The sequence below is a fragment of the Hyphomicrobium sp. genome, from assembly GCF_035687085.1.
In the GTDB taxonomy this organism is placed as follows: Bacteria; Pseudomonadota; Alphaproteobacteria; order Rhizobiales; family Hyphomicrobiaceae; genus Hyphomicrobium_B.
Map to the genome: position 1 here is coordinate 34,475 of NZ_DASRYS010000003.1, position 19,532 is coordinate 54,006.

Sequence of the window (19,532 nt, forward strand, 5' to 3'; positions counted from 1 at the left end):
GCTACGGCGCAGCGCGGACGAACGGGCTCAGAACCAGCGCCGGAAAATCACTGACGCGTTGACGCCGCCAAAGCCGAACCCGTTCGCCAGAACGTAGTCGACTTCGCTCTTGCGCGCCGCGGGACCGATGAGGTCGAGCCCACTCGCTTCCGGATCTGGATGGGTGAGGTTGAGCGTTGGCGGCAGCACACTGTCACGCAAGGCGAGAACGGAAAAGATCGCAGCAATACCCCCGGCGGCGCCAAGCAGATGTCCCGTCGCCGACTTCGTCGATGAGATCGCCGGCCCCTTGCTGCCTTCCAGATCCGAGCCTTCTCCGAAGACCGTGCGCATCGCCGCAAGCTCACCGCCGTCCCCCACCGGCGTCGAGGTCGCGTGCGCATTGAGATAGCCGATGGCGCCAGGCGAAACGCCGGCCATCGCGAGCGCTGAGCGCATGGCTCTGACTGCCCCGCTTCCATCGGGCGGGCCCGAGGTGAGATGAAAGGCATCCGCGCTCGTGCCGTACCCAGCGACTTCTGCGAGCGGCACGGCTCCGCGCGCCAATGCATGCTCTTCGCTTTCGATCACGAGCATGCCGGCGCCCTCCCCCATCACGAAACCGTCGCGCGCCTGATCAAACGGCCGCGATGCTTTCTCCGGCGCATCGTTGAACCCCGTCGATAGCGCACGCGCTGCTGCAAACGCGCCGAGCGCAACGCGGTTGATGCACGCCTCGGCGCCACCGCAAAGGGCGACATCGGCTTCTCCGCTGCGGATCAACCGCACGGCATCACCAATGGCCTGCAGGCTCGCCGCACACGCCGTTACCGGCGCGCCAATCGGCCCCTTGAGGCCGAACGCGATGGAGACGTTTCCAGCGGCAAGGTTGACGAGAAAGGACGGCACCGTAAACGGTGAAAGCTTCTTCGCGCCGCGATTGTCGACCGTCCGCACGGCTTCGGTGATCGTGAGAAATCCTCCGATGCCCGACGCGATGACAGTCGCCGTTCGCTCACGCGACCGCTCGTCCTGCGGAGCCCAACCGGCCTGCGCCAGCGCTTGCCGCGATGCCTCGATCGCGAAATGGATGAAGCGATCCATCTTCTTGCGGTCCTTGGCCGGCACCGCAGCTGCAAGATCAAAGCCTTGCGCGTCCTCTGCTATATCGGGAACGACGCCGCCGACTTTGCAATCGACATCGGGCACGATCGCATCGTCGAGGCGCCGGATTCCAGATTGACCGCCGATGAGACGTTTCCATGCCGCCTCCACATTGGCGCCAAGCGGCGAGACGAGCCCCATGCCAGTCACCACGATGCGTGATCCTGTCTTCCGATCTGCCACAGCAGCTCCCTTTCAGATGTTGATCGCAATCGCCCGGCACGCCGGTCATGACGGCGGCCACGGAATCGAGCGCGATACATTATATCTGTAATTTAAAACTACAACTTGGCACGGCAAGCGGCACAGCCAACGCCAAATGTCACAGAAATTGGGTGCGGCAGAGGCGCATCGCGGATTTCTTCCCTCTGGCATTCGGCGTGCGCAATGCCGAACAACTCTGCTCCACCGGCCGATTTTCCGTTGAGACTGGCGCGGGCGCACTAGGCGGGCAGCTTACCTGATCCTAAGAAAGCCTCACCAAAGGTCCGTTGCGGTTCTGCTCAATCGCAGAGCCAGGGTCCGACCAAATGTGGCGTCGCGTTTCGCGTTTGTTATCAAGAGCGTCTTCCGGTGAGTATCGTTCGAAAAATCGCAGCGGGTTCTACAAGCTCGGCTGCCAGTTTCTTCCTCGGATCGCTGACCTTGGGACTGGCGCTCGCTCTCTACGCCGCAACGATGTCCGACAGCACCACGGCGCCGGCACAGGCTGACGCGATCGCAATGCCGCCGATTGTGCGAGCAGAGCCTGCGATATCGCTGTCGCCATCGTACGCACCGGCTGTCGTCCATGTTGCACCGGCCGTGTTGACGAAACCAGTCGCGGCGCCCGCCCCGGCATCCGGCCACCACGCGCGTGTGAGCCAGCTGCAGAAAGCGCTGACTCGCGCAGGCTGCTACCACGGCCCGATCAGCGGCATCTGGAATGACGCCTCGAAGGATGCGATGCGCGGCTTCGCAATGGCGGCTAACGCACAGCTCCCCGTTGATACTCCCGACGACGCGCTCGTGGCCCTCGTTGAATCCAACGAGACCACCGCCTGCGGCCCGGCCCGCGCCATCGCGACGGGAACCTTGGCAACCAACACTCCGCCCGCTGCGGAAGACCGGAACATGCTCGATCAACCCTGGGCGCGTGCCGGCATGCTGACAACGGCGAGAGAAGACGCGGCGCCCCCAACGCAGCCGTCGCTCGCCAGAAACGCAGTCCAGTCTGAAGACGATAAAATTCTTAACCTCGGCTCCCCGATTGGAGCGGCGTTGGCCGCATCGCCGGCCGATCCCGCCGAACCTGCGCTTGCGCCGCAGAAGCCGAAAAAAGCCAAAACCGCCAAGCGCAATACGAGCGCCTATGATGACGTCGAAACGTCCATCAGCAAGGGCCTCAATAGCCTGCAGCGCTCGCTTTCCTCAATGTTTTGAACCGCTAGCGGCGATCCACTGATCGGCCATATGGCCTATCAAAGTGATCAGGATCATACCTAGATTTGTTCCGATCATCGCGAAGCTCGGGTGGTGGCGCCAGCTACCATCTCGGGCGCGAAACACCCCCCGTGGAACGCGCCCCACCCTCTCGCGTTGACCGATCAACCCAATCTTTGCAGGCCTGAGATGCCCCTGCCCCTCGCCGGGAGACTTTGCATGCCAAAATTCCACATCGCAAAAACGTGTTTTCTGACTGTCGCCGCCCTCACCGCTGCCGCCGGATCCGCAAGCGCCATCCAGTGCGACGAGGATTATCAGATCGTTGAAGGCCAGCCGGTTTCGACACCCTATTGCCGCGATAACAATCTCGCCGCCGTAGCGCGCTCGTACGGCTATAAGGTTTCCGACGCTGCGGTCCGCAACAACCCCGAGCGCAAGGAAGAAGTCTGCAGGTTTATCGGCGGCGATATTCGCGTCCAACAGGCATGCGCGGAAGTTCTGCCGGGCGCCCGCGATAACCGTTAGTTCATTGATAACGGGCGCCGCGCGCGCCGCGGCGCTCCGCATGCTATCAAGTCCACAACCCCACCAGAAAGGTAGTGAGCCATGTCCACAACCACAGCCACAAAGAATAACTCTGGCGTCTTCTCGATCGGCGGAGATATTCAGGTCAATCGCCTCGGCTTCGGTGCCATGCGCATCACTGGCAAAGGCATTTGGGGCGAACCGGAGGACAAACAGGAATCGCTCCGCACGCTGCGCAGACTTCCCGAACTCGACGTCAACTTCATCGACACTGCCGATAGCTACGGACCGGAAGTCAGCGAGCGTCTGATCCGCGAAGCCCTCCATCCCTATCGCGGCCTCACCATCGCGACGAAGGGCGGCCTCGTGCGCACCGGACCCGATCAATGGCATCCTGTCGGCAGGCCCGAATATCTCCGGCAAGAAGTGCTGATGAGCATCCGCCGCCTTGGCGTGGAGCGGATCGATCTTTGGCAGTTGCACCGCATCGACAGCAAGGTGCCGCAGAACGAGCAGTTCGAGGTCATCCAGGCGATGCAGAAGGAAGGCCTGATTCGCCATGTCGGATTGAGCGAGGTCAATGTCGAACAAATCGAAGCGGCACGGAAGTTCTTCACAGTCGCGACCGTGCAGAACCTTTATAACCTCGGCAACCGCAGCAGCGAGGGCGTTTTGGATTACTGCGAGAAGCACAATATTGGCTTCATCCCGTGGTATCCGCTGGCAGCCGGTGATCTTGCGAAGCCCGGCTCTCGCCTGGAGGCGATTGCCAAGAAGTACAATGCTGTACCGAGCCAGATCGCGCTCGCGTGGCTCTTGCAGCGCAGCCCAGTGATGCTGCCGATCCCCGGAACCTCGAAGGTCAAGCACCTCGAAGAGAACGTCGCCGGCGCGAACATTAAGCTCAGCGAGGAGGAATTCTCCGAGCTTAGCGCGTTGTCGAAGAAGTAGTATCAGCTGCAGGCGGAACCGGTGGCGAACTCGCAAACGAGTTCGCCATCTTTTTCAGCATCGCGCGCACTTCCGGATGCTCGTTGCGGTTCCAGTCGTGCAGCATATGGCGAAGATCGTCTTCGCGCAGATGGACAAGCCGCTCGTAAACCGCCCGCCCCGGGCCAGTGAGGGCGATGCTTTCGCCCGCATCGCGCGCCATTCCGGCCGCCTCCAAGCGGCCAAAAAGATGCGGCGGCCGCAATTCCTTTGGACCGAGCTTCTGGCGAATGTCCTCTTTCTGCGCTTCGCCGCCGCGCTCGCCGAGCCGCGAGAGCAACCACAGTTCATCCGGCTGTAAATCGGCGCCGAGCCGCGAAGCCGCGCTCTGATAGACGCGCCAGCGGTTCTCGCGCGCGGTGATGCGCTCGACGATCCGCTCCAATTCATCAAGCGAGGTTGCATCGCGTGGCATGACGAGAGCATCACTGGACGGCTCAGAAGCAATGCTGGTGCGCAGCGGCACTTCTTCAATCGCGAAGGAGAGCACGAATGCCAGCAGCGCCAGCAGAGATGCCGTTTGGAACACGGGATGCAGCGCGGCAATGAACAGCCGGTCGTAGGTCGCCTTGAGATCACCCGACAGCGCCAGGACGGCATCGGTATTGGTCAACGTTGTGGCGAGTTCCGGCGCATCCGCCATCACCAACCGCTGCAGCGTGGCGGCAAAAATCGCCCCGAACATCGCAGCACCCACGACGCCGCCGATCGACCTGAACAATGTCGTGCCCGACGTCGCGACGCCCAGCTGCTCGAAGGCAACCGCGTTCTGCACCGCCATGATCAGGATCTGCATCACCATGCCGAGGCCAAGACCGAGAATGAGCATGTAGATGGACGCGGTGAACGGCGTCGTCTCGATCGAAATGCGAGACAGCAGGAACAGCGCCACCGTCATGATGCCCGTCCCCACGATCGGAAAAATCTTGTACCGCCCAATGCGCGCAATGATCTGGCCGCTCACGTTCGAAGTCACGAACACGCCCACCATCATGGGTGTGAGATGCCACCCGGCATTCGTCGGATCGAGACCTTTCACGATCTGGAAATAGAGCGGCAGCAGCGTGATCGATCCGAAAAGCGCAAGACCGACGATGAAGCCGATGGACGCTGCAATGACGAACGCGCGGTTTTTAAACAGCGACAGCGGCATCAAAGGATCGGGCACCCGCCTCTCCACATAGATGAACGAGGCAAGCGACACGATGCCGAGCAATGAAATCGCAAATAGGCTGACGGGCGCTTCTTTGATCAGCGTCTCCCCGAGGCTGGTCACGATGACGAGCGCGGTGAGCGCCATGCCGAGCAGCACCGCGCCGGCATAATCGATGGAGATATCCGACTTTTTGAGCTGCGGGCGGAACGTCCGGTTGATGACGAGCAGCGCGAGGATGCCAAAGGGCAGATTGATGAGGAATATCCAGCGCCACGAAAATTGATCGACGATGAAACCGCCGATCAGAGGTCCGAGCACGGTCGAGAGTCCGAATATGCCGCCGAAAAATCCTTGATATTTCCCGCGCTCGCGCGGTGGCACCACGTCGCCGACCACCGCCACCGATGTCACGATCAGGCCGCCGCCGCCCAGCCCCTGCAGAAACCGGAACGCGATCATCTCCGGCAGATTTTGCGCAATGCCGCAGAGTGCCGAGCCCACCAGAAAAATGATCACGGCGCCTTGCAGTACGATCCGCCGGCCAAAAAGATCGCCGAGCTTGCCATAGACCGGCACAACGACAGTCGTCGCCAGCAGATAGGCTGTGACGATCCAGGTGAGATGCGTGAGCCCCCCAATGTCGCGCACGATTGTCGGCAGCGCGGTGGCAACGATCGTTTGGTCGAGCGAGGCGAGAAGCAGCACCAGCGACAGCGCAAAGAAAATTGCAAAGCGCTCGCGCGAGCTGGTCTCCGGATGCGCGTGATGTTCGGATAGGGTGCGGTGCATGATGCCCAAACGCCGAAGGCCGCGATTATGTGGCGAAGTTTTTGGGAAGAGGGTACGATTTGAACGCGGCGCGTCAACCGCGCGGATGCTCTTGCGCCGGGCATGTGGAACCGGCCAATAACGCTCCGCGTATAGCTCCGGGCCTCGCGCGCCTCCGGGCATTGGCTCGGCGCCAAATCCCGCATAGCTGCATTACCCGCAGGTAGCGCCACACGAGCAACACAACTCATCATAAGGTGGCCGCGAAATCGGGTCCGGTTGGCCCATTGCCACGAATATGCTAGCCGAACTCTGGCGATTACTGAGGACATTCATGCGGTCACGGGCAACCTGCATTGTTGGAGCAGTTTCTATTTGGCTGACGGCCGTTTTGCCGGCCTCGGCAAGTCCGACGCTGCTGTTCGAGCCCTCGACCGGCAAAGTCCTCTATTCGGAGGACGCCGACGACATCTGGCATCCCGCGTCGCTGACGAAGCTGATGACGGCCTACGTCGCCTTCGAAGCCATCAAAGAAGGCAAGATCCGTCTCGAAGACAAGATTCCCTGCTCGCTGGTCGCGACGCTGCAGCCGCCGAGCAAAGTCGGCCTGAATGTCGGCGCCACGCTTTCGGTCGAGCAAGCTCTGAAGGCTGTGATCATCAAATCGGCCAACGACGTGACCGTCATGCTCGCCGAAGCCATTTCCGGCAGCGAATCCGCTTTCATCGACAAAATGAACGCCACGGCGCGACGGCTCGGCATGACGCACACGAATTTCGTCAACACCAACGGCCTGCCTGATCCCGGTCAGCTGACAAGCGCCCGCGACATCGCCAAGATCTCCCGCGCCGTTGTCAGCGAATACCCGCAATACGCGAGCTACTGGGCGATGCCGGACATGCGGATCGGCAAGAAGCGGCTCGGCAGTCATAACGCATTGCTGAGAACATTCCCGGGCGCCGACGGCTTGAAGACCGGCTTCACCTGCGACTCCGGATATAACGTCGTCGCCAGCGCCACGCGCGACGGACGGCAACTGATGGCGGTGGTGCTCGGCGAGTCGTCGGGTAACGAACGCGCGATCCGTGCCGCGAGCCTGCTGGAATATGGCTTCCAGACCTACGACTGGAAGCAAGTCTTCAATACGACGACGATCGACAACATGCCGATGGACCCCAACCCCAAAGGCGTCATGTCGGTGCGCCACACCGTGGCAGCCTGGGGTTGCAATCCCCAGAAGCGCCAGGCCGTCGCCGGCAAGAGCAAAACGAAGCACAAGGTCGCTGCCTCCAAGAAGAACAGCGAAAGTGCAGATGATGCCCGCTCGGCCCTGAAGGGGCCGGACAGCGAGGGCCTGTCCGCAACCTCGTCGGCAAGCACGGCGCACCCCGAAGCCGCCCAATCGACTTCCGAATAAGAACGCGAGCCGAGGGCCGCTATACGATCAGCTCCAGCGGCGTATCCCGGAAGATGCAGCCGGGCGGCTGAACGAAGTCGGGCGGCGCTTGTCGGTTCGAGCCGTTCCCAGTCCCGTCCTTATCGCCATCGCGGCGCGCCCCGGGCTCATGCTCGCGTTGATCGCCGCCGGCCGGTGTCTCGGATTTGCGGTCCCGACTGTCCACTTTCGGTGAGGTGCCCCCGGCGAGTTCCATTCCGGCACAGGCCACATCACATGCATCAGCTTGCGCGGCGGTTGTAGCGAGCACGCACACGGCAAAAAATAGTCCTTGAAGCCCCGCTGCCCGCGAAATCCAAGTCATGGCGATTTCGTCCTAGCTTATTCTGCTGCGAAACGCGGTGCCCGCTAACCGCTGGCTTCGATTAACCAACCTCCAGAACATCCTGGAGAGGGAGCATACGAATATGGCGTCAAACTTGCTTTTCGCAAATCCATCAACCTGGATTTAAGCCTTGAGTAGGACCTTACGATGCCCGTGCCGCTGCGTGCGAGAGAGAACGCCGACTTTGATTTCACGCCGCCGCCGCAGGATCTGGGGGCAATGGCCGAAGTCCTGGAAGGCAAACACGGATCGCTTGCAGCGGGCATTGCCGACTTCTTCGCCCTCTATCACGGACAACGCGGAGACGCCGGACGGGCATGGGCATGGACAGGGGTCGCTGAGCTCGTACGAACGCGCGAACGCGAACGCCTTGAGGACGTTTGAAAGACGGGAATTCTCACAACGTGAAGAGCGCGACAGCGGAGAAGCTTTGCCCGGCCCAAGCTGGCGCGCGCAACGGGGAAGGTGCGGCCGCAATGGGCCCACCCGCTTCCCGCACGCCTCTCGCAATCACGCGAACAGCGGCCCTGGAAATCTACCGGCAGGCAGGAGAGCTTCTCGCCTCTGACGGCGAGCGCGAGCGCACCCAGCGCGACGCGATCCTGGCCTTCGCCGTTCGCGTCTTGAGCGCCGGCCTTCTCTATCTGACCCAGGTCGTGCTCGCCCGCTGGATGGGCGGATCGCAGTACGGCATCTACGTGGCGGTCTGGACCTGGGTCCTGATCCTCGGCGCGATGTCTCACCTGGGGCTCAACTTGGCCTCCATCCGCTTGGCCCCGTCATACCGGGAGACGAAGGACTTCGGCCATCTCCGCGGGCTGATCCGAGGCGTGAGGCTGTTGGCGCTCGGAAGCGGCACCGCGGTCATGCTGGTAGGCTTGGCGGGCATCTGGCTCCTGAGCGATCGCATCGAGCAGAACTTTGTCCTGCCCCTTTACCTGGCGCTCATCTGCATCCCGCTCTACGCGCTGACAGACGTCCAGGACGGCATCGGCCGCGGCAACGGCTGGATGAGCGTCGCGCTCGTGCCGCCCTATATCGTTCGCCCGCTCCTGCTGCTCGCCAGCATGTTTGCAGCCCACGCAGCCGGGCTGCCAATGAATGCCGCGACGGCTGCAGGCGGCGCGATCGTGGCGACGTGGCTAGCTGGACTGCTGCAGGCGCTCGCCATCAACCGGCGTGTCCGGGAGACCATCCCGCCAGCCAGACCCGAGACCGGCTTCCGCGCCTGGCTCACGATCTCCGCTCCCCTGCTCGTCATTCTGACCGCCGAGCTGCTGCTTCAGAATACCGACATCCTCGTCGTGTCGCGCTTCATGGCGCCCGCCGACGTCGGCATCTATTTCGCGGCCGGCAAGACGATGGCGCTGATCATGTTCGTGCACTACGCGGTGGGCAGCGCCGTCGCCCACAAGTTCGCGGCCTGCCATGCCCGCGGCGATCACGAGGGTCTGCGCACATTCGCGCGCGATAGCGTCAACTGGACCTTCTGGCCTTCGCTGGCCGGAGCGATCGCCATTCTCGCACTCGGAATGCCGCTGCTATCGCTCTTTGGCCCGGGCTTCAGCGCCGGCTATCCGGTGATGTTCATTCTCGTCGTCGGCTTCCTCTTCCGCTCGGCCGTTGGACCCGCGGAGTTCCTGCTGAACATGCTCGGGGAACAGCGCCTCTGCGCCGCCGTGCTCTTCTCCGCAGCGATGCTCAACATCGGCCTCAACGTTGCGTTGGTACCGAACTTCGGAATGATCGGCGCGGCAGTCGCAACCGCGCTCTCGCTGATGACGGCCGCATCGCTGAACGCCATCGTCGTATGGCGCCGCCTCGGCATCAAAATGCCGGTCTGGAACAACTGGCCGAAACTCTAAGTACCGGCGCTTGCGGCCGGCTCCGCGCAGCGGAGTCGCAAGCGCCAATCAAAAACAGTCGCCAACGTCAATCAAAAATGGCCCCGTTTGAGCGGAGCCATTTGCACTTTTCGAATTTCGCGATTGGGGCAATTTCTACATCGGCGCGCCGACGACGAGTGTCCAGAACGACTTGAATTCCGTCTTGGGATCCTGGACCAGCGCGATGCCCATGTGCTGAGCGTCAGGCGCCAGAAGATTCTTGTTATGCCCCGGGCTCTCTTCCCAGCCCTTCAGCACTTCCTTGAAGCTGACCTGCCCCGTGCCGACGTTCTCGGCCGTGAGGCGGGCACGATAGCCAGCGCGCTTCACGCGATCCCACGGGTTCGAGCCATCCGAGCCGTAGTGAGAAATGCGATCCCACTTGGCGAGGTCGCGCGAATGGGATTTCGCGGCTTCCGTCAGCTCGGGGTTGAGCTTCAGAGGCTTCAGACCATGTTTCTTGCGGTAGTCGTTGATGAGATCGCGCGCCATCTCCGCATTGAGAGCTGTTTTGGAATAGTCGCGATCGGAAAGAACGCCAGGCGGCGCTCTCTCGAACGTACCCGACGGAGCCTTGTCGAGCGCGGCGACTTTCACTTCGCGCGGCGCTGAAGGCTCGCCACCAAGACCCACGCTTTTGATGGGTGAGGAGAACGCCGGAGACGGCGAAGGCGACGAGGCAAGCGATGCCGTCGTGTCCGTATCCGTAAATCCGGACGAAAGAGATGATGATCCCAGACTGCAACCAGCTAACGCGGTCGCCAGTCCGGCAGTAAGCGCTACGCGATACATTTTGGCTACTCCCGGCACGAGACGTGCGGCTGTCTTCAGCATTGCCGGAAATCCGTTAACTGGTCGTTAACGTAAATAGTCAGCACGCTCGCGCGCTCACGCATATGCGCTCTATCAGAGCCACTCATAACCCTGGACCCCTCGCGAACTCGCAACCCTGCCCCAAGGCTTGATAATCGCCTCAATAAGGTGTCGCGATTTTGACGAAGGCGCGGCGAAAGGCTGACGCACCCGTTGAGTTTCAATGTATCGCCGAACTTAGGACATGGACGCACACGGAATATCGGCTATAGAGCATCCGCTTCAGACACTGTCCTCGTGCTCAGCCTCGAAAGCCGCTTCCCTCCCATAAGGTCGCGTCGCGCCATCTTATTTTCGGCCACAAAATCTCATCTTGAGGGCGGGGGACAACAGATCGACCTGGATTTCGGCGGAGAACCTCCAATGGGCGTACTTGGGCCGCAAAAGAGCATCGACGAGATCCTCGGCGGCCGCATCCGGCAGCTCAGGGAGACCTCAGGTCTGTCGTTGGATGTGCTGGCTCAAGCCGCAAAGATTCCGGTTTCGGACTATGCGATGGGAGAACAGGGCCTGCGCCGGTTCAGTGCGGCTGAGACATTGGCAATTGCTCGGCGTCTCGGCGTCGAACTGGCCGAACTTCTGTCCGTGCTGAAGAGTGAATAGACTGCCGAAGTCATCGCCCGTTTTTGTCGATCAGCACCGCCAATCGGCGCACGAGTTGGTAGACCTCGTCATAAAGCTGAGGGTCCTCCATCGCCCAAGCAGCATCCAAAGCCTTCATCAGCGCGTCGTGGGCCTCAAACAAATTGCCGCTGAGATCGTCGGGCCGCTGGAGCAAAATGGGCTCCGACTTGTCGCTCGCCCGCAGCACATGGCGAAGAAATCGATTCCACATGTAACGCCTTCATTTGCCGGTGGACGGGCCTTTACTCGTGCCCCCTTAAAATCAGAATGAGCACCCATGTAAGCTCGAAAGCATCGCGTGACCATTTCTGGACAAAAAAAATCATAAACTGCCCGGGGTGAGAAGCACCTTTACTATCCGATTAAGTGCTTCTCAGGACATCCACGGGCCGACTGCCGGAGATCCCGCAGCTCCTTATCCCCTGTGGGTGTCAAACGAACTTTTCTTGGAAGAGTTCGCACAATCATCGAAGTTGTCGAGACCGCGCATATGATTCGCGCCAGGAGAGACTCCTTCGATGACTGCAGCCATCGAACAATCAGCCATTGAAAGACGGGAGCGCACAGCCGCAGCCGGCTTGGCCAATAATCTCGGTGTCAGCGATCTCTTGCTTTTGCGGATCGCAATCGGCGGGGCGACGCGCGCCGATCTTCAACGCGACGTCGCGCCTCTCTTGGCGCCCCGGGTCTCCGGCACCGAATTCCGCCGCGCCGCCGAATTCGGCCTGAGCACGCTGAGCACGTCTCAGCTCATCACCGAGGCCAAGGGCCGGCTGAGCGCAACCGCGAAGGGCCTCAATGCCGCCGAAGCCCTGCTGGCCCCGGCCCGCGTTTTTCCGGAAACTTGGGCCGAGGTGAAAACCGCTCTCGTCCTCGCCTCCCTTGGCGCCAGTGACACGCCCGGCACCCGCAAAGCGATACAGCGCGCCGAGGGCCTCGCAGCTCTCGTGTTGCAGCATCATTTCGGCAAGCCGACCTCGCGCGTCCTCTCGCCTGCGGATCTGAGAGCTCAGCTCGCCATCATCGCTCTGGAACGGGCCTTCGGAAACAAGATCAAGACGGGCCTCGGCAAAGGTTCGGGTCTCCCCGCCAAAGCGGGACGGCTGCTTGCCGGTCAGCTCTTCAAGCAGCCGCGCGAAATCGCGAGCGACGGCAAACTCGTCATCGGGCTCGCCTGCGAAATCACAGGTTGCCGCGAAGCCTCTCTTCCCGCACTCGAACTCGCACTGCTGCGCGCGCTCATGCTACCTAGAGATGAGAGCGCTCCCCAGCCCACCTCACCCGCGCGCGCCGAAGTGCAGCGGCGGCCCGTGCGCACGTCCACACCGAAACCCGCGAACGATCGCACGCCGCTTTCGGAGAAACAGCCGTCCCTCTTCGATGTTGTGTCCCCTCCGGACATGCCCGAATTCTGTCAGGCTGTTGTGGATGCGGCACGGCCCGTCGCGGAGGGCTGGCCAGGCAACCGGAAGGCGTTTATCTCTCTGGTATGGAAGGCGATTCGCAACGCGCGTCCCGACTGGGGTCTATCCGAGATTGCGTTCAAGGGAATGCTCGCGGAAGCCCACCGTTCAGGTCAGCTCGAACTCGCGACCGCTGATCTCAAAGACGGTCGCGACCTCAGATCGCTCGAGGACTCCAAGATCCTCTATAAAAATACCGTCTGGCACTTTGTGCGCGTTCAAGATTGAAGGCATTCCGGTACGCAATGGGTGTTGAAGGCGCTTCCCTAAAGCCGACGTTTGCTCCCTCGCTCGCTACAGACAAGCTGAGCGAAGCGTTCGAGCATTCGATTACCTGGGAAGACGATCTCTGGCGCGCCGACCCCGTCGACGTGCCCGAGATCCACGCGAAAGCGCGCCGGAAATTCAACGACCTTCTGACGAACGTTACGTCCGGCCGTGGCTACCACATGCCCGACCGCATCCTGCTGTTCCACGGCCAGTCGGGCGCGGGAAAAACCCATCTTCTGCGGGCTTTGCGCACCGAATCCCATCGCAGCGGCCAGAGCTATTTCGGCTACGCGCAGATGACGCCGGACGTGCAGAACTACGCCGAGTTCTATCTCCGCCGTCTCGTCCACTCGCTCGAGAAACCCTACGATCCCGATCGCTTCGGCGAGTCCGCGCTGTCGCGCCTGACGAACCGCATGGTACTGGACTCCGAGGTCATCTCGGAAGCGGATCTCGAAAAGCTTCGCGATGCAACGCTCGACGACAGACAGCTCGCCGAATTCATTCTTCGCCTGGCCGACCAAATCGTCGCCTGCGACAAGTTTCAGACGCGCGAACTCGACATCAACATCGTGCGCGCGCTCCTTTATCTGCAGCGCCACGATCCGCGCATCGACCAGCGCGTGCGCCAATATCTGAATGGCCGTCAGCTGACGCCGATCGCGCATGAAGCCGTCAGCGCGCTCGATCCCAACGACGGCGAAGACCGGGCCTTCGAAATCATCGCCGCGCTCGGTGCGCTCATCTGGACGGTCGATCGCGCCGCCCTCGTCTTCTGCATCGACCAGGTCGAAGACCTTCGCTTCTTCGACAACGCCGAAGATCGCTTCCAGCGGGCCGTGCGCGATCTCATCCAGATCGCCAACCGCCTGACGAATGCCATCGTCATCATCTCGTGCCTCGAAGACTTCTATAGTCAGGTGCGCGGCCTCGTCGCGCAGTCCTACATCGATCGCATCGAAAAATCCGGCCCCGTGCTTTTGCGCGAGAGCCGCACGCCCGAAGAAGCGCGCCTCATCATTTCGAAGCGCATCGCGCACCAGTCCGAGATCAACGGCGGCGGCTTGAGCTTCCCGGACGCCTCGGCATTTTTCGGGCCGCAGTTCTTCGAGGAATTCGGTGGGCTCTCGACGCGCCGCCTCCTGGAGCACGCGCAATCGCGGCTGCGCGAAGCAACCTCGATGGACGGCGACGAGCACGAGCCGGAGCCCGAACCAGAACGGCCCTCGTTCATTTCGACGCTGGCCCAGGCGCTCGGCCAGGTCGTGGGCTTCAGCACACCCGAAGACGACAGTCCCTCGACCCTGTCGGCCGTGCAGTTCCGCGAGATGTGGGAGCGCTTCGCCAACGCCAGCGAAGCCGAGATGCCCGCCGACGATCAAGAACTGGTCGACGTGCTCTCAGCCGCGCTTCTGCTCGCCCGCGACGAGTGGGCCCGCGCCATCGACGTGACCGTGAAGCGTCTCGAGCTCGGCGACGACCTGCCGGCGTTCGACCTGACCGTGCGCCACCGCACCGGCTTTGCGAGCGACGTGCGCGTCTTCCTCTGCAATCGCCCGACCCAGGGTGGCGGCCTGAAGCGGCAGCTCGATAAAGTTCTGACGGCAATGCAGGGCAAGCCCTGCTTCATGCTGCGCGCGAGCGACTTCCCGCCGAACAAGAAGAACCAGACCGCACAAGCCTTCCGCAAATTCCGCGACGGCGGTGGCCGCCAGCTGCTCGTGCCGATCCCCGAGTGGGAACGCATGATGACTGTGCGCGAGTTCACCGCGCATAACCGCGGCAATGCGGGCATGGCGCAATGGCTCGAAGGCACCAAGCCGCTGTCGAGCCTCATCTCGATCATTCACCTGTTGCGCCTCGACCTCCTCGGCCGTCCCGTGCCGCGCCTCGTCTCGAAGAATATGGACGTTCCGCAGCCGACGCTCGATGGCTTCGATGCGATCTCGCCCGATCAAGCGCACGGTGGACCGGACGACGGCGAGAACGGTCTGCCCGCGAACGACGACGACCTGCCGATGTCCGTCATCCTCGACGAAGACGGCAGCTACGGCGCCAGCATTTTGGCCGGCGGCGAAAAGGGCAATCGCGGCCGTCCCGTGACGCTGAACAAGAGCGTACTGAAGAGACACGCGGCGTTCCTCGGTGGTTCGGGCTCTGGTAAGACGACGCTGGCGCTATCGCTCATCGAGCAGCTGCTGCTGCGCGGCGTCCCGGCCGTGCTCATCGACCGTAAGGGCGACCTTGCAAGCTACGCCAATCCGGATGTCTGGCGTTCGGACGAGAACGAGTCGGCAGAGCGCCGCGCCGAACGCGAAAAGCTCGCCGACGCCATCGACGTCGCCGTCTATACGCCGGGCCGCGCCTCGGGCCGCCCGATCTCGATCACGCTGCTGCCCAACGGCATCAACGAACTGCCCGATCACGAGCAGCAGCTGCTCGCGAACCTGTCGGCCGCCGCGCTCGGCGAAATGCTTCACCTGAAGAACTCCGCGACGCACCAGAAGCAGTCGGGCGTCCTAGCGGTCGCGCTGCGCATCTTAGGATCGCTCTCGACGAACGAGGTGACGCTCGCCGATCTCATCCATCTTCTGGAAGACGAGCATCCGGAACTCACCGACCAGACGCAGCGCATGGACCCCTCGGGCAAGCTGCGCCGCGATCTCGTGGCCCAGCTCGACTCGCTCCGCCTGCGCAACGCCGCTCTCTTCGAAGGCGGCGGCGAGAGCCTGCACATGGACAGCCTGCTCGGCCTCGGCAAGTACCAGCGCCCGAACCGCACGCGCCTGTCCGTCATCTACACGGGCTTCCTCGGCGACAACGAGAACATCCTCTTCTGGGTCTCGCAGTTCCTCTCGGAAGCGCTGCGCTTCTGCCAGCGCAACCCGAACGACGAACTCCAGGCCGTCGTCATGTTCGACGAAGCCGACCTCTATATTCCGGCCAACGCCAAGCCCGCGACCGCCGAGCCGCTGCAGAGCCTTCTGAAGCGCGCCCGCTCTGCCGGCCTCGGCATGATGCTGGCCACCCAGTCGCCGGGCGACCTCGACTATAAGAGCCGCGATCAGATCACGAGCTGGTTCATCGGCCGCGTCCGCGAAGACACGGCCCTCAGAAAGCTGAAGGCGGCCTTCCAGTCGGAGTCGGGCCTCGACCCGGCGTCCGCCCTGCCCGGCCAGACCGTGGGCGAATTCCATCTGGTTCAGGAAGGGCTAGTCCGGCCGATGAAGGCGCAGCGTTCTCTCATCGCCGCCGAGCAGGTCCCCTTCGACCGCATCGAGCAGCTGGCTGCTGAAACCAGAGGCACGGACGAGCGCCAGCTTCGCCTTTTCGATACCCGCTGAACTTCAAATCTGATTTCAAATCACGACATATTTCGTGATGGTGCGGCGCCGCCAGTTGCAACGACGCGCGCAATACGGAAATTATTCTGAACGCATAAGCATCGGAAAAACTGATGATTTTTCCGTTTTTCCATTTTCGTGAAAAGGTCATATTTATTAGGGTTGCAAAAGCAATTTGCGTGTGATCCGGTTTCTACGCCTTAACGCGCAAACGTCTTGCAACCTCTGTCAACTTTTACAGCAAGGATATATTCTGCGTGCAGCTGGTGAGGGGTTTCATAAAACCGGCGGCGCTGATTGGGGGCGGCTCCATTTAGCGGAATAGGGCGTGACACCGAGAGGGCAAAGTTCGGTCGTAACGTCGTCTAAGGGCCGCGCGTAAATCGTGGAGTGAACGCCAGAGTTCAGTGCGGGGTAAGTGTTATGATGGCGAAACCGTTCGTCATGATGGTCGTTGCAACGCTCATGGGGCCTGCAATCGGCATCGGACTTTTCATCCTAGTGAACAATTTCTGAGTATTCAGAACTCTCCTGCTTTTCGCTGAGAGTCTGAGGCTGCATTAGCGCGGGCGGCAACGATAGGCTGCGCGCGCCGCATATTTGCCATATCTCGGAAATGAAGCTGCCCAGCCTTCGCTGGGTTGGTGCCGCAAAGCCCAATTAAAGCCAAGTGCTCTGCCGCCGCCCATCCCGGCGACGGCAATAGCGCGGCTTTGCGACAGCGATGTTACGTCTCCTGCGGCATCTGACGGCTCTCGCGGAATTTATTCTCTGGCTGCCGCGCACAGTGCTGCGCTGGCTGATGATGAGCGTGGCTTTCAATCCGAAGCTCGGGCCATTGCGCCACGTCTTCACCGCCGCCTTTCTCTATGTCCTCTTCGCTCTCCTCTTGGTCTACGTCGCAGCGCCCATCCGCGGCTATCTGGGCGACCTCGCGATGCACGAGAAGCTCGGCTACGACGCCGAGCGCTGGCTCGCGACCGCCATCTACGATCCCAAAGGCAACTTCGTCGGCACCTTCGATCCGCGCCTCGATAGCCTGCGCGACGTGAACTACACGAACACGGCGATCGCGCATGGCGGCTACGTAGCGAACCCCGACCACAAATCCATTCCCGTCCGCGAAGTGCCGGAACAGTATTGGCGCTGCCTCTCCTTCCATGAGGATCGCTACCTCGGCGGCCCGCTCAATCCGTTCGGCATCGATCTCGCGGGCGTCATGAAAATCCCGCTGACGACGGTGACGCGCTCGATAGCGGCGCGCCGGCCTGTCCTCGGCGTCGGCGGCTCGACACTGCCGATGCAGTTCGCGCGCGTGATTTACAAGACGCCGCCGAGCCTCGGCGAAAGCGGGCTTGAAAAACTCCAGCGCAAGCTCGGCGAATGGTGGCTCGCCCCCGTCATCTATCGCGAGCTGACGCGCGGCGGCGACGATACGCTTCTGAAGCAATGGGCGGCCAACCACATCTGGCTCGCGCAGCGCACCGGTGGCCAGCCGCTGCACGGCGTCGAGGTGACGAGCCAGGTCGTCTTCGGCAAGGAAGCCAAGGACCTCTCGACCGCCGAGCAATTCGTCCTCGCCTCCGCCGTCAACAAGCCGATCATCTTGCTCGAAGGCAACGACCGGCTAAACGCCGTGCGCCTCGACCGCTGGCGCTACATCACCGAAGTGCGCGCGCGCACCTGCGCCGAGAAACTGCTCACGGATGAAGCCGAGCAGAAGCAGGTCGTGTTCGAGCTGATGGCGCTCGCCGGTGGCCCGCCCGATCCCAAGGTGAAGCCGCGGCTCGAAGCAGCCCTCGAACGCTTCGCGCCGGGCGACGTGAAACGCGCCGAGGCCAACCCCACGATCCGCGCCAACCTGCTCCTCCCCGCCGCCCGCTTTGGCATCCGTGAGGAAATGAAACAGAGCTACGGCTTCAGCTGGCGCGACTACGTGCGCGGCGTCACGACGACATTCGACATCGGCGAGAACCTGAGCTTCCGCGAAAAGATCGATGCGGAACTCACGGCTCTCGATACGAAATGGGCTCCGCGCCTCGACACGGCCTTCACGCTCGATCCGAAAAAAGCGACGTCCGAGAAGACGCTGCCCAACGTCATCGTCGTGGCAGCTGACGCCGGCGGCAATATCGTGCGCTACTACGAGGCCGGCGAAACCGCGGCCTACTTCGGCTCGCTCCCCGCGCGCCGCTCTGAGGATGGCCGCTACGATCCCGCGCTCGAAAGCCGGCAGGTCGCATCAACCGGCAAAATGATCCTGGCCGTCGCGCTCGCCAATCAGGGACGCGACACGGCCGATACGCTCTATGCCGATCCGCAAGCACCCGCACAGGGCCTCGACACCTGCGCCAGGGGAGCAAGCCCCGGACATCGCAGGGCCGTCGTCGCCTTCGCCTGCTCGCTCAACACCCCGCTCATCAATCGCGGCGCGCAGCTGGGACAGGCGCCGGTCAAGCGGCTGATCGACGGCTTCGGCTTCACGATGCCGCCCGCCGCCGCAGCAACCGGCGGAACGCCGCCCTCGACCGCCGTCGTGCTCGGACAGATCGCAGGCGCGCCGCAGCGCGTGCACTTCATGTCGAGCGTCATCCTCGCCTCGCTGATCGGACGCGGCACCAAGCCCGTCAAACCGCCGACGCTGATCAGAGCCTACGACTACACGCAGAGGGGCGAACACGGCGCCGGGATCATGGCCGAGGCACGCCCGGCCGTTATTCCGAAGTCGCTCATCCGGCCGAACTCCGTCTGGCTCATCCGTTCGCTGCTCGAATCCCCACTTTGCTATCAGGCGGGCGGCCAATCCTACGGCACGCTGAAAACTCTCAGCCACTGGTGCGCCCGCCGCCGCGGCGACCTGCGGCTCCATTTCGCCAAGACCGGAACCTCCGTCGCGCTCGACCCGAATGCCACCGTTGATGCCTGGGCATCCGGTGGGCTGCAATTCGCAAACGGCGCGGCCTATTCCTACGTCGTGCTCGTCGGCACCGGCACGGCATCGAAGCCATGGGCGCGCGATCTCCACGCCGCGCAAATCGCAGCGCCCCTCCTCGAAGTGCTCCTGCGCGATCTCGCCGGCCACGCGAAATCGAACCCGCGCCGCGATCTGCTGCCCGCCCCGCGCAAGACCGCTCCGGTCGCCGGCCTTCGCAAATCTCCGCAACTGGCGGCGAGCAATTCTGAATGACGCGTTCATCGGCGCGCTGAAAATCCGCCAGCAGTCGAACATCGGCGAGCCGCAGTTGCGACATCAAAAACGCCGACTGCGCGCACAGTCTCCTGCC

General features: G+C 62.3%; 15 protein-coding genes. 10 read left to right on the top strand and 5 right to left on the bottom strand.

Translation table 11 applies throughout. The annotated features are described in order from the left end of the window. Window positions 1-27: 27 nt before the first annotated feature. Window positions 28-1,326: a beta-ketoacyl-ACP synthase II gene (gene fabF, locus VFG26_RS03015; RefSeq protein ID WP_325022082.1), complete on the bottom strand. Its 1,299-nt coding sequence runs from the start codon at window positions 1,324-1,326 to the stop codon at window positions 28-30. A gap of 390 nt (window positions 1,327-1,716) precedes the next feature. Between fabF and VFG26_RS03020 the strand changes: the two genes are divergently transcribed. The 3 genes from VFG26_RS03020 to VFG26_RS03030 all read left to right on the top strand — a co-directional run bounded on the left by VFG26_RS03020 (window position 1,717) and on the right by VFG26_RS03030 (window position 4,044). Next, window positions 1,717-2,565, top strand: coding sequence for a hypothetical protein (locus VFG26_RS03020; protein WP_325022084.1), 849 nt, complete (start codon window positions 1,717-1,719; stop codon window positions 2,563-2,565). 219 nt (window positions 2,566-2,784) lie between these two features. After that, complete coding sequence (locus tag VFG26_RS03025; RefSeq protein ID WP_325022086.1) at window positions 2,785-3,093, top strand: hypothetical protein; 309 nt, start codon at window positions 2,785-2,787, stop codon at window positions 3,091-3,093. Window positions 3,094-3,174: 81 nt separating this feature from the next. Further along, window positions 3,175-4,044 carry an aldo/keto reductase gene (locus VFG26_RS03030; protein WP_325022088.1) on the top strand — a complete coding sequence of 290 codons (870 nt, stop codon included), beginning with the start codon at window positions 3,175-3,177 and terminating at the stop codon, window positions 4,042-4,044. Here VFG26_RS03030 and VFG26_RS03035 read toward each other — a convergent pair. Further along, window positions 4,022-6,028 (bottom strand): MDR family MFS transporter, encoded by a 2,007-nt coding sequence (locus tag VFG26_RS03035; RefSeq protein ID WP_325022090.1) that lies wholly within the window; start codon window positions 6,026-6,028, stop codon window positions 4,022-4,024. The genes VFG26_RS03030 and VFG26_RS03035 overlap by 23 nt on opposite strands. 313 nt (window positions 6,029-6,341) lie before the next feature. Between VFG26_RS03035 and VFG26_RS03040 the strand changes: the two genes are divergently transcribed. Beyond that, complete coding sequence (locus VFG26_RS03040) at window positions 6,342-7,424, top strand: D-alanyl-D-alanine carboxypeptidase family protein (protein ID WP_325022092.1); 1,083 nt, start codon at window positions 6,342-6,344, stop codon at window positions 7,422-7,424. A gap of 19 nt (window positions 7,425-7,443) precedes the next feature. Here the strand turns inward: VFG26_RS03040 and VFG26_RS03045 are convergent, their stop codons facing one another. Next, window positions 7,444-7,629 (bottom strand): hypothetical protein, encoded by a 186-nt coding sequence (locus VFG26_RS03045; RefSeq protein WP_325022094.1) that lies wholly within the window; start codon window positions 7,627-7,629, stop codon window positions 7,444-7,446. A gap of 306 nt (window positions 7,630-7,935) precedes the next feature. Between VFG26_RS03045 and VFG26_RS03050 the strand changes: the two genes are divergently transcribed. Both VFG26_RS03050 and VFG26_RS03055 read left to right on the top strand, forming a co-directional pair. Beyond that, window positions 7,936-8,172, top strand: a complete 237-nt coding sequence (locus tag VFG26_RS03050) for a hypothetical protein (RefSeq protein WP_325022096.1) — start codon at window positions 7,936-7,938, stop codon at window positions 8,170-8,172. A gap of 20 nt (window positions 8,173-8,192) precedes the next feature. Then, window positions 8,193-9,653 carry a lipopolysaccharide biosynthesis protein gene (locus tag VFG26_RS03055; RefSeq protein ID WP_325022098.1) on the top strand — a complete coding sequence of 487 codons (1,461 nt, stop codon included), beginning with the start codon at window positions 8,193-8,195 and terminating at the stop codon, window positions 9,651-9,653. Between the two features lie 135 nt (window positions 9,654-9,788). Here VFG26_RS03055 and VFG26_RS03060 read toward each other — a convergent pair whose 3' ends face one another. Then, window positions 9,789-10,508 (bottom strand): CAP domain-containing protein, encoded by a 720-nt coding sequence (locus VFG26_RS03060; RefSeq protein ID WP_325022100.1) that lies wholly within the window; start codon window positions 10,506-10,508, stop codon window positions 9,789-9,791. A 402-nt stretch (window positions 10,509-10,910) separates the two neighbouring features. Here VFG26_RS03060 and VFG26_RS03065 point away from each other — a divergent pair, with 402 nt between their 5' ends. Then, complete coding sequence (locus VFG26_RS03065; protein WP_325022102.1) at window positions 10,911-11,150, top strand: helix-turn-helix transcriptional regulator; 240 nt, start codon at window positions 10,911-10,913, stop codon at window positions 11,148-11,150. Window positions 11,151-11,160: 10 nt separating this feature from the next. On the opposite strand, the gene VFG26_RS03070 is transcribed toward VFG26_RS03065, so the two are convergent. Continuing rightward, window positions 11,161-11,382 (bottom strand): hypothetical protein, encoded by a 222-nt coding sequence (locus tag VFG26_RS03070; protein ID WP_325022104.1) that lies wholly within the window; start codon window positions 11,380-11,382, stop codon window positions 11,161-11,163. A gap of 307 nt (window positions 11,383-11,689) precedes the next feature. Between VFG26_RS03070 and VFG26_RS03075 the strand changes: the two genes are divergently transcribed. From VFG26_RS03075 to VFG26_RS03085, 3 genes are all read left to right on the top strand, one after another. After that, window positions 11,690-12,862: a hypothetical protein gene (locus VFG26_RS03075; protein ID WP_325022105.1), complete on the top strand. Its 1,173-nt coding sequence runs from the start codon at window positions 11,690-11,692 to the stop codon at window positions 12,860-12,862. 17 nt (window positions 12,863-12,879) lie between these two features. Beyond that, window positions 12,880-16,248, top strand: coding sequence for a helicase HerA-like domain-containing protein (locus VFG26_RS03080; RefSeq protein WP_325022107.1), 3,369 nt, complete (start codon window positions 12,880-12,882; stop codon window positions 16,246-16,248). Between the two features lie 724 nt (window positions 16,249-16,972). Continuing rightward, window positions 16,973-19,435, top strand: coding sequence for a transglycosylase domain-containing protein (locus VFG26_RS03085; RefSeq protein WP_325022109.1), 2,463 nt, complete (start codon window positions 16,973-16,975; stop codon window positions 19,433-19,435). Window positions 19,436-19,532 lie beyond the last annotated feature (97 nt).

Excerpts from the sequence above, each read along its gene's own strand:
- VFG26_RS03025 (WP_325022086.1), top strand. The coding sequence starts at position 2,785 with ATGCCAAAATTCCACATCGCAAAAACGTGTTTTCTGACTGTCGCCGCC.
- VFG26_RS03030 (WP_325022088.1), top strand. The coding sequence starts at position 3,175 with ATGTCCACAACCACAGCCACAAAGAATAACTCTGGCGTCTTCTCGATC.
- VFG26_RS03035 (WP_325022090.1), bottom strand. The coding sequence starts at position 6,028 with ATGCACCGCACCCTATCCGAACATCACGCGCATCCGGAGACCAGCTCG.
- VFG26_RS03040 (WP_325022092.1), top strand. The coding sequence starts at position 6,342 with ATGCGGTCACGGGCAACCTGCATTGTTGGAGCAGTTTCTATTTGGCTG.
- VFG26_RS03050 (WP_325022096.1), top strand. The coding sequence starts at position 7,936 with ATGCCCGTGCCGCTGCGTGCGAGAGAGAACGCCGACTTTGATTTCACG.
- VFG26_RS03060 (WP_325022100.1), bottom strand. The coding sequence starts at position 10,508 with ATGCTGAAGACAGCCGCACGTCTCGTGCCGGGAGTAGCCAAAATGTAT.
- VFG26_RS03065 (WP_325022102.1), top strand. The coding sequence starts at position 10,911 with ATGGGCGTACTTGGGCCGCAAAAGAGCATCGACGAGATCCTCGGCGGC.
- VFG26_RS03070 (WP_325022104.1), bottom strand. The coding sequence starts at position 11,382 with ATGTGGAATCGATTTCTTCGCCATGTGCTGCGGGCGAGCGACAAGTCG.
- VFG26_RS03075 (WP_325022105.1), top strand. The coding sequence starts at position 11,690 with ATGACTGCAGCCATCGAACAATCAGCCATTGAAAGACGGGAGCGCACA.
- VFG26_RS03080 (WP_325022107.1), top strand. The coding sequence starts at position 12,880 with ATGGGTGTTGAAGGCGCTTCCCTAAAGCCGACGTTTGCTCCCTCGCTC.
- VFG26_RS03085 (WP_325022109.1), top strand. The coding sequence starts at position 16,973 with ATGTTACGTCTCCTGCGGCATCTGACGGCTCTCGCGGAATTTATTCTC.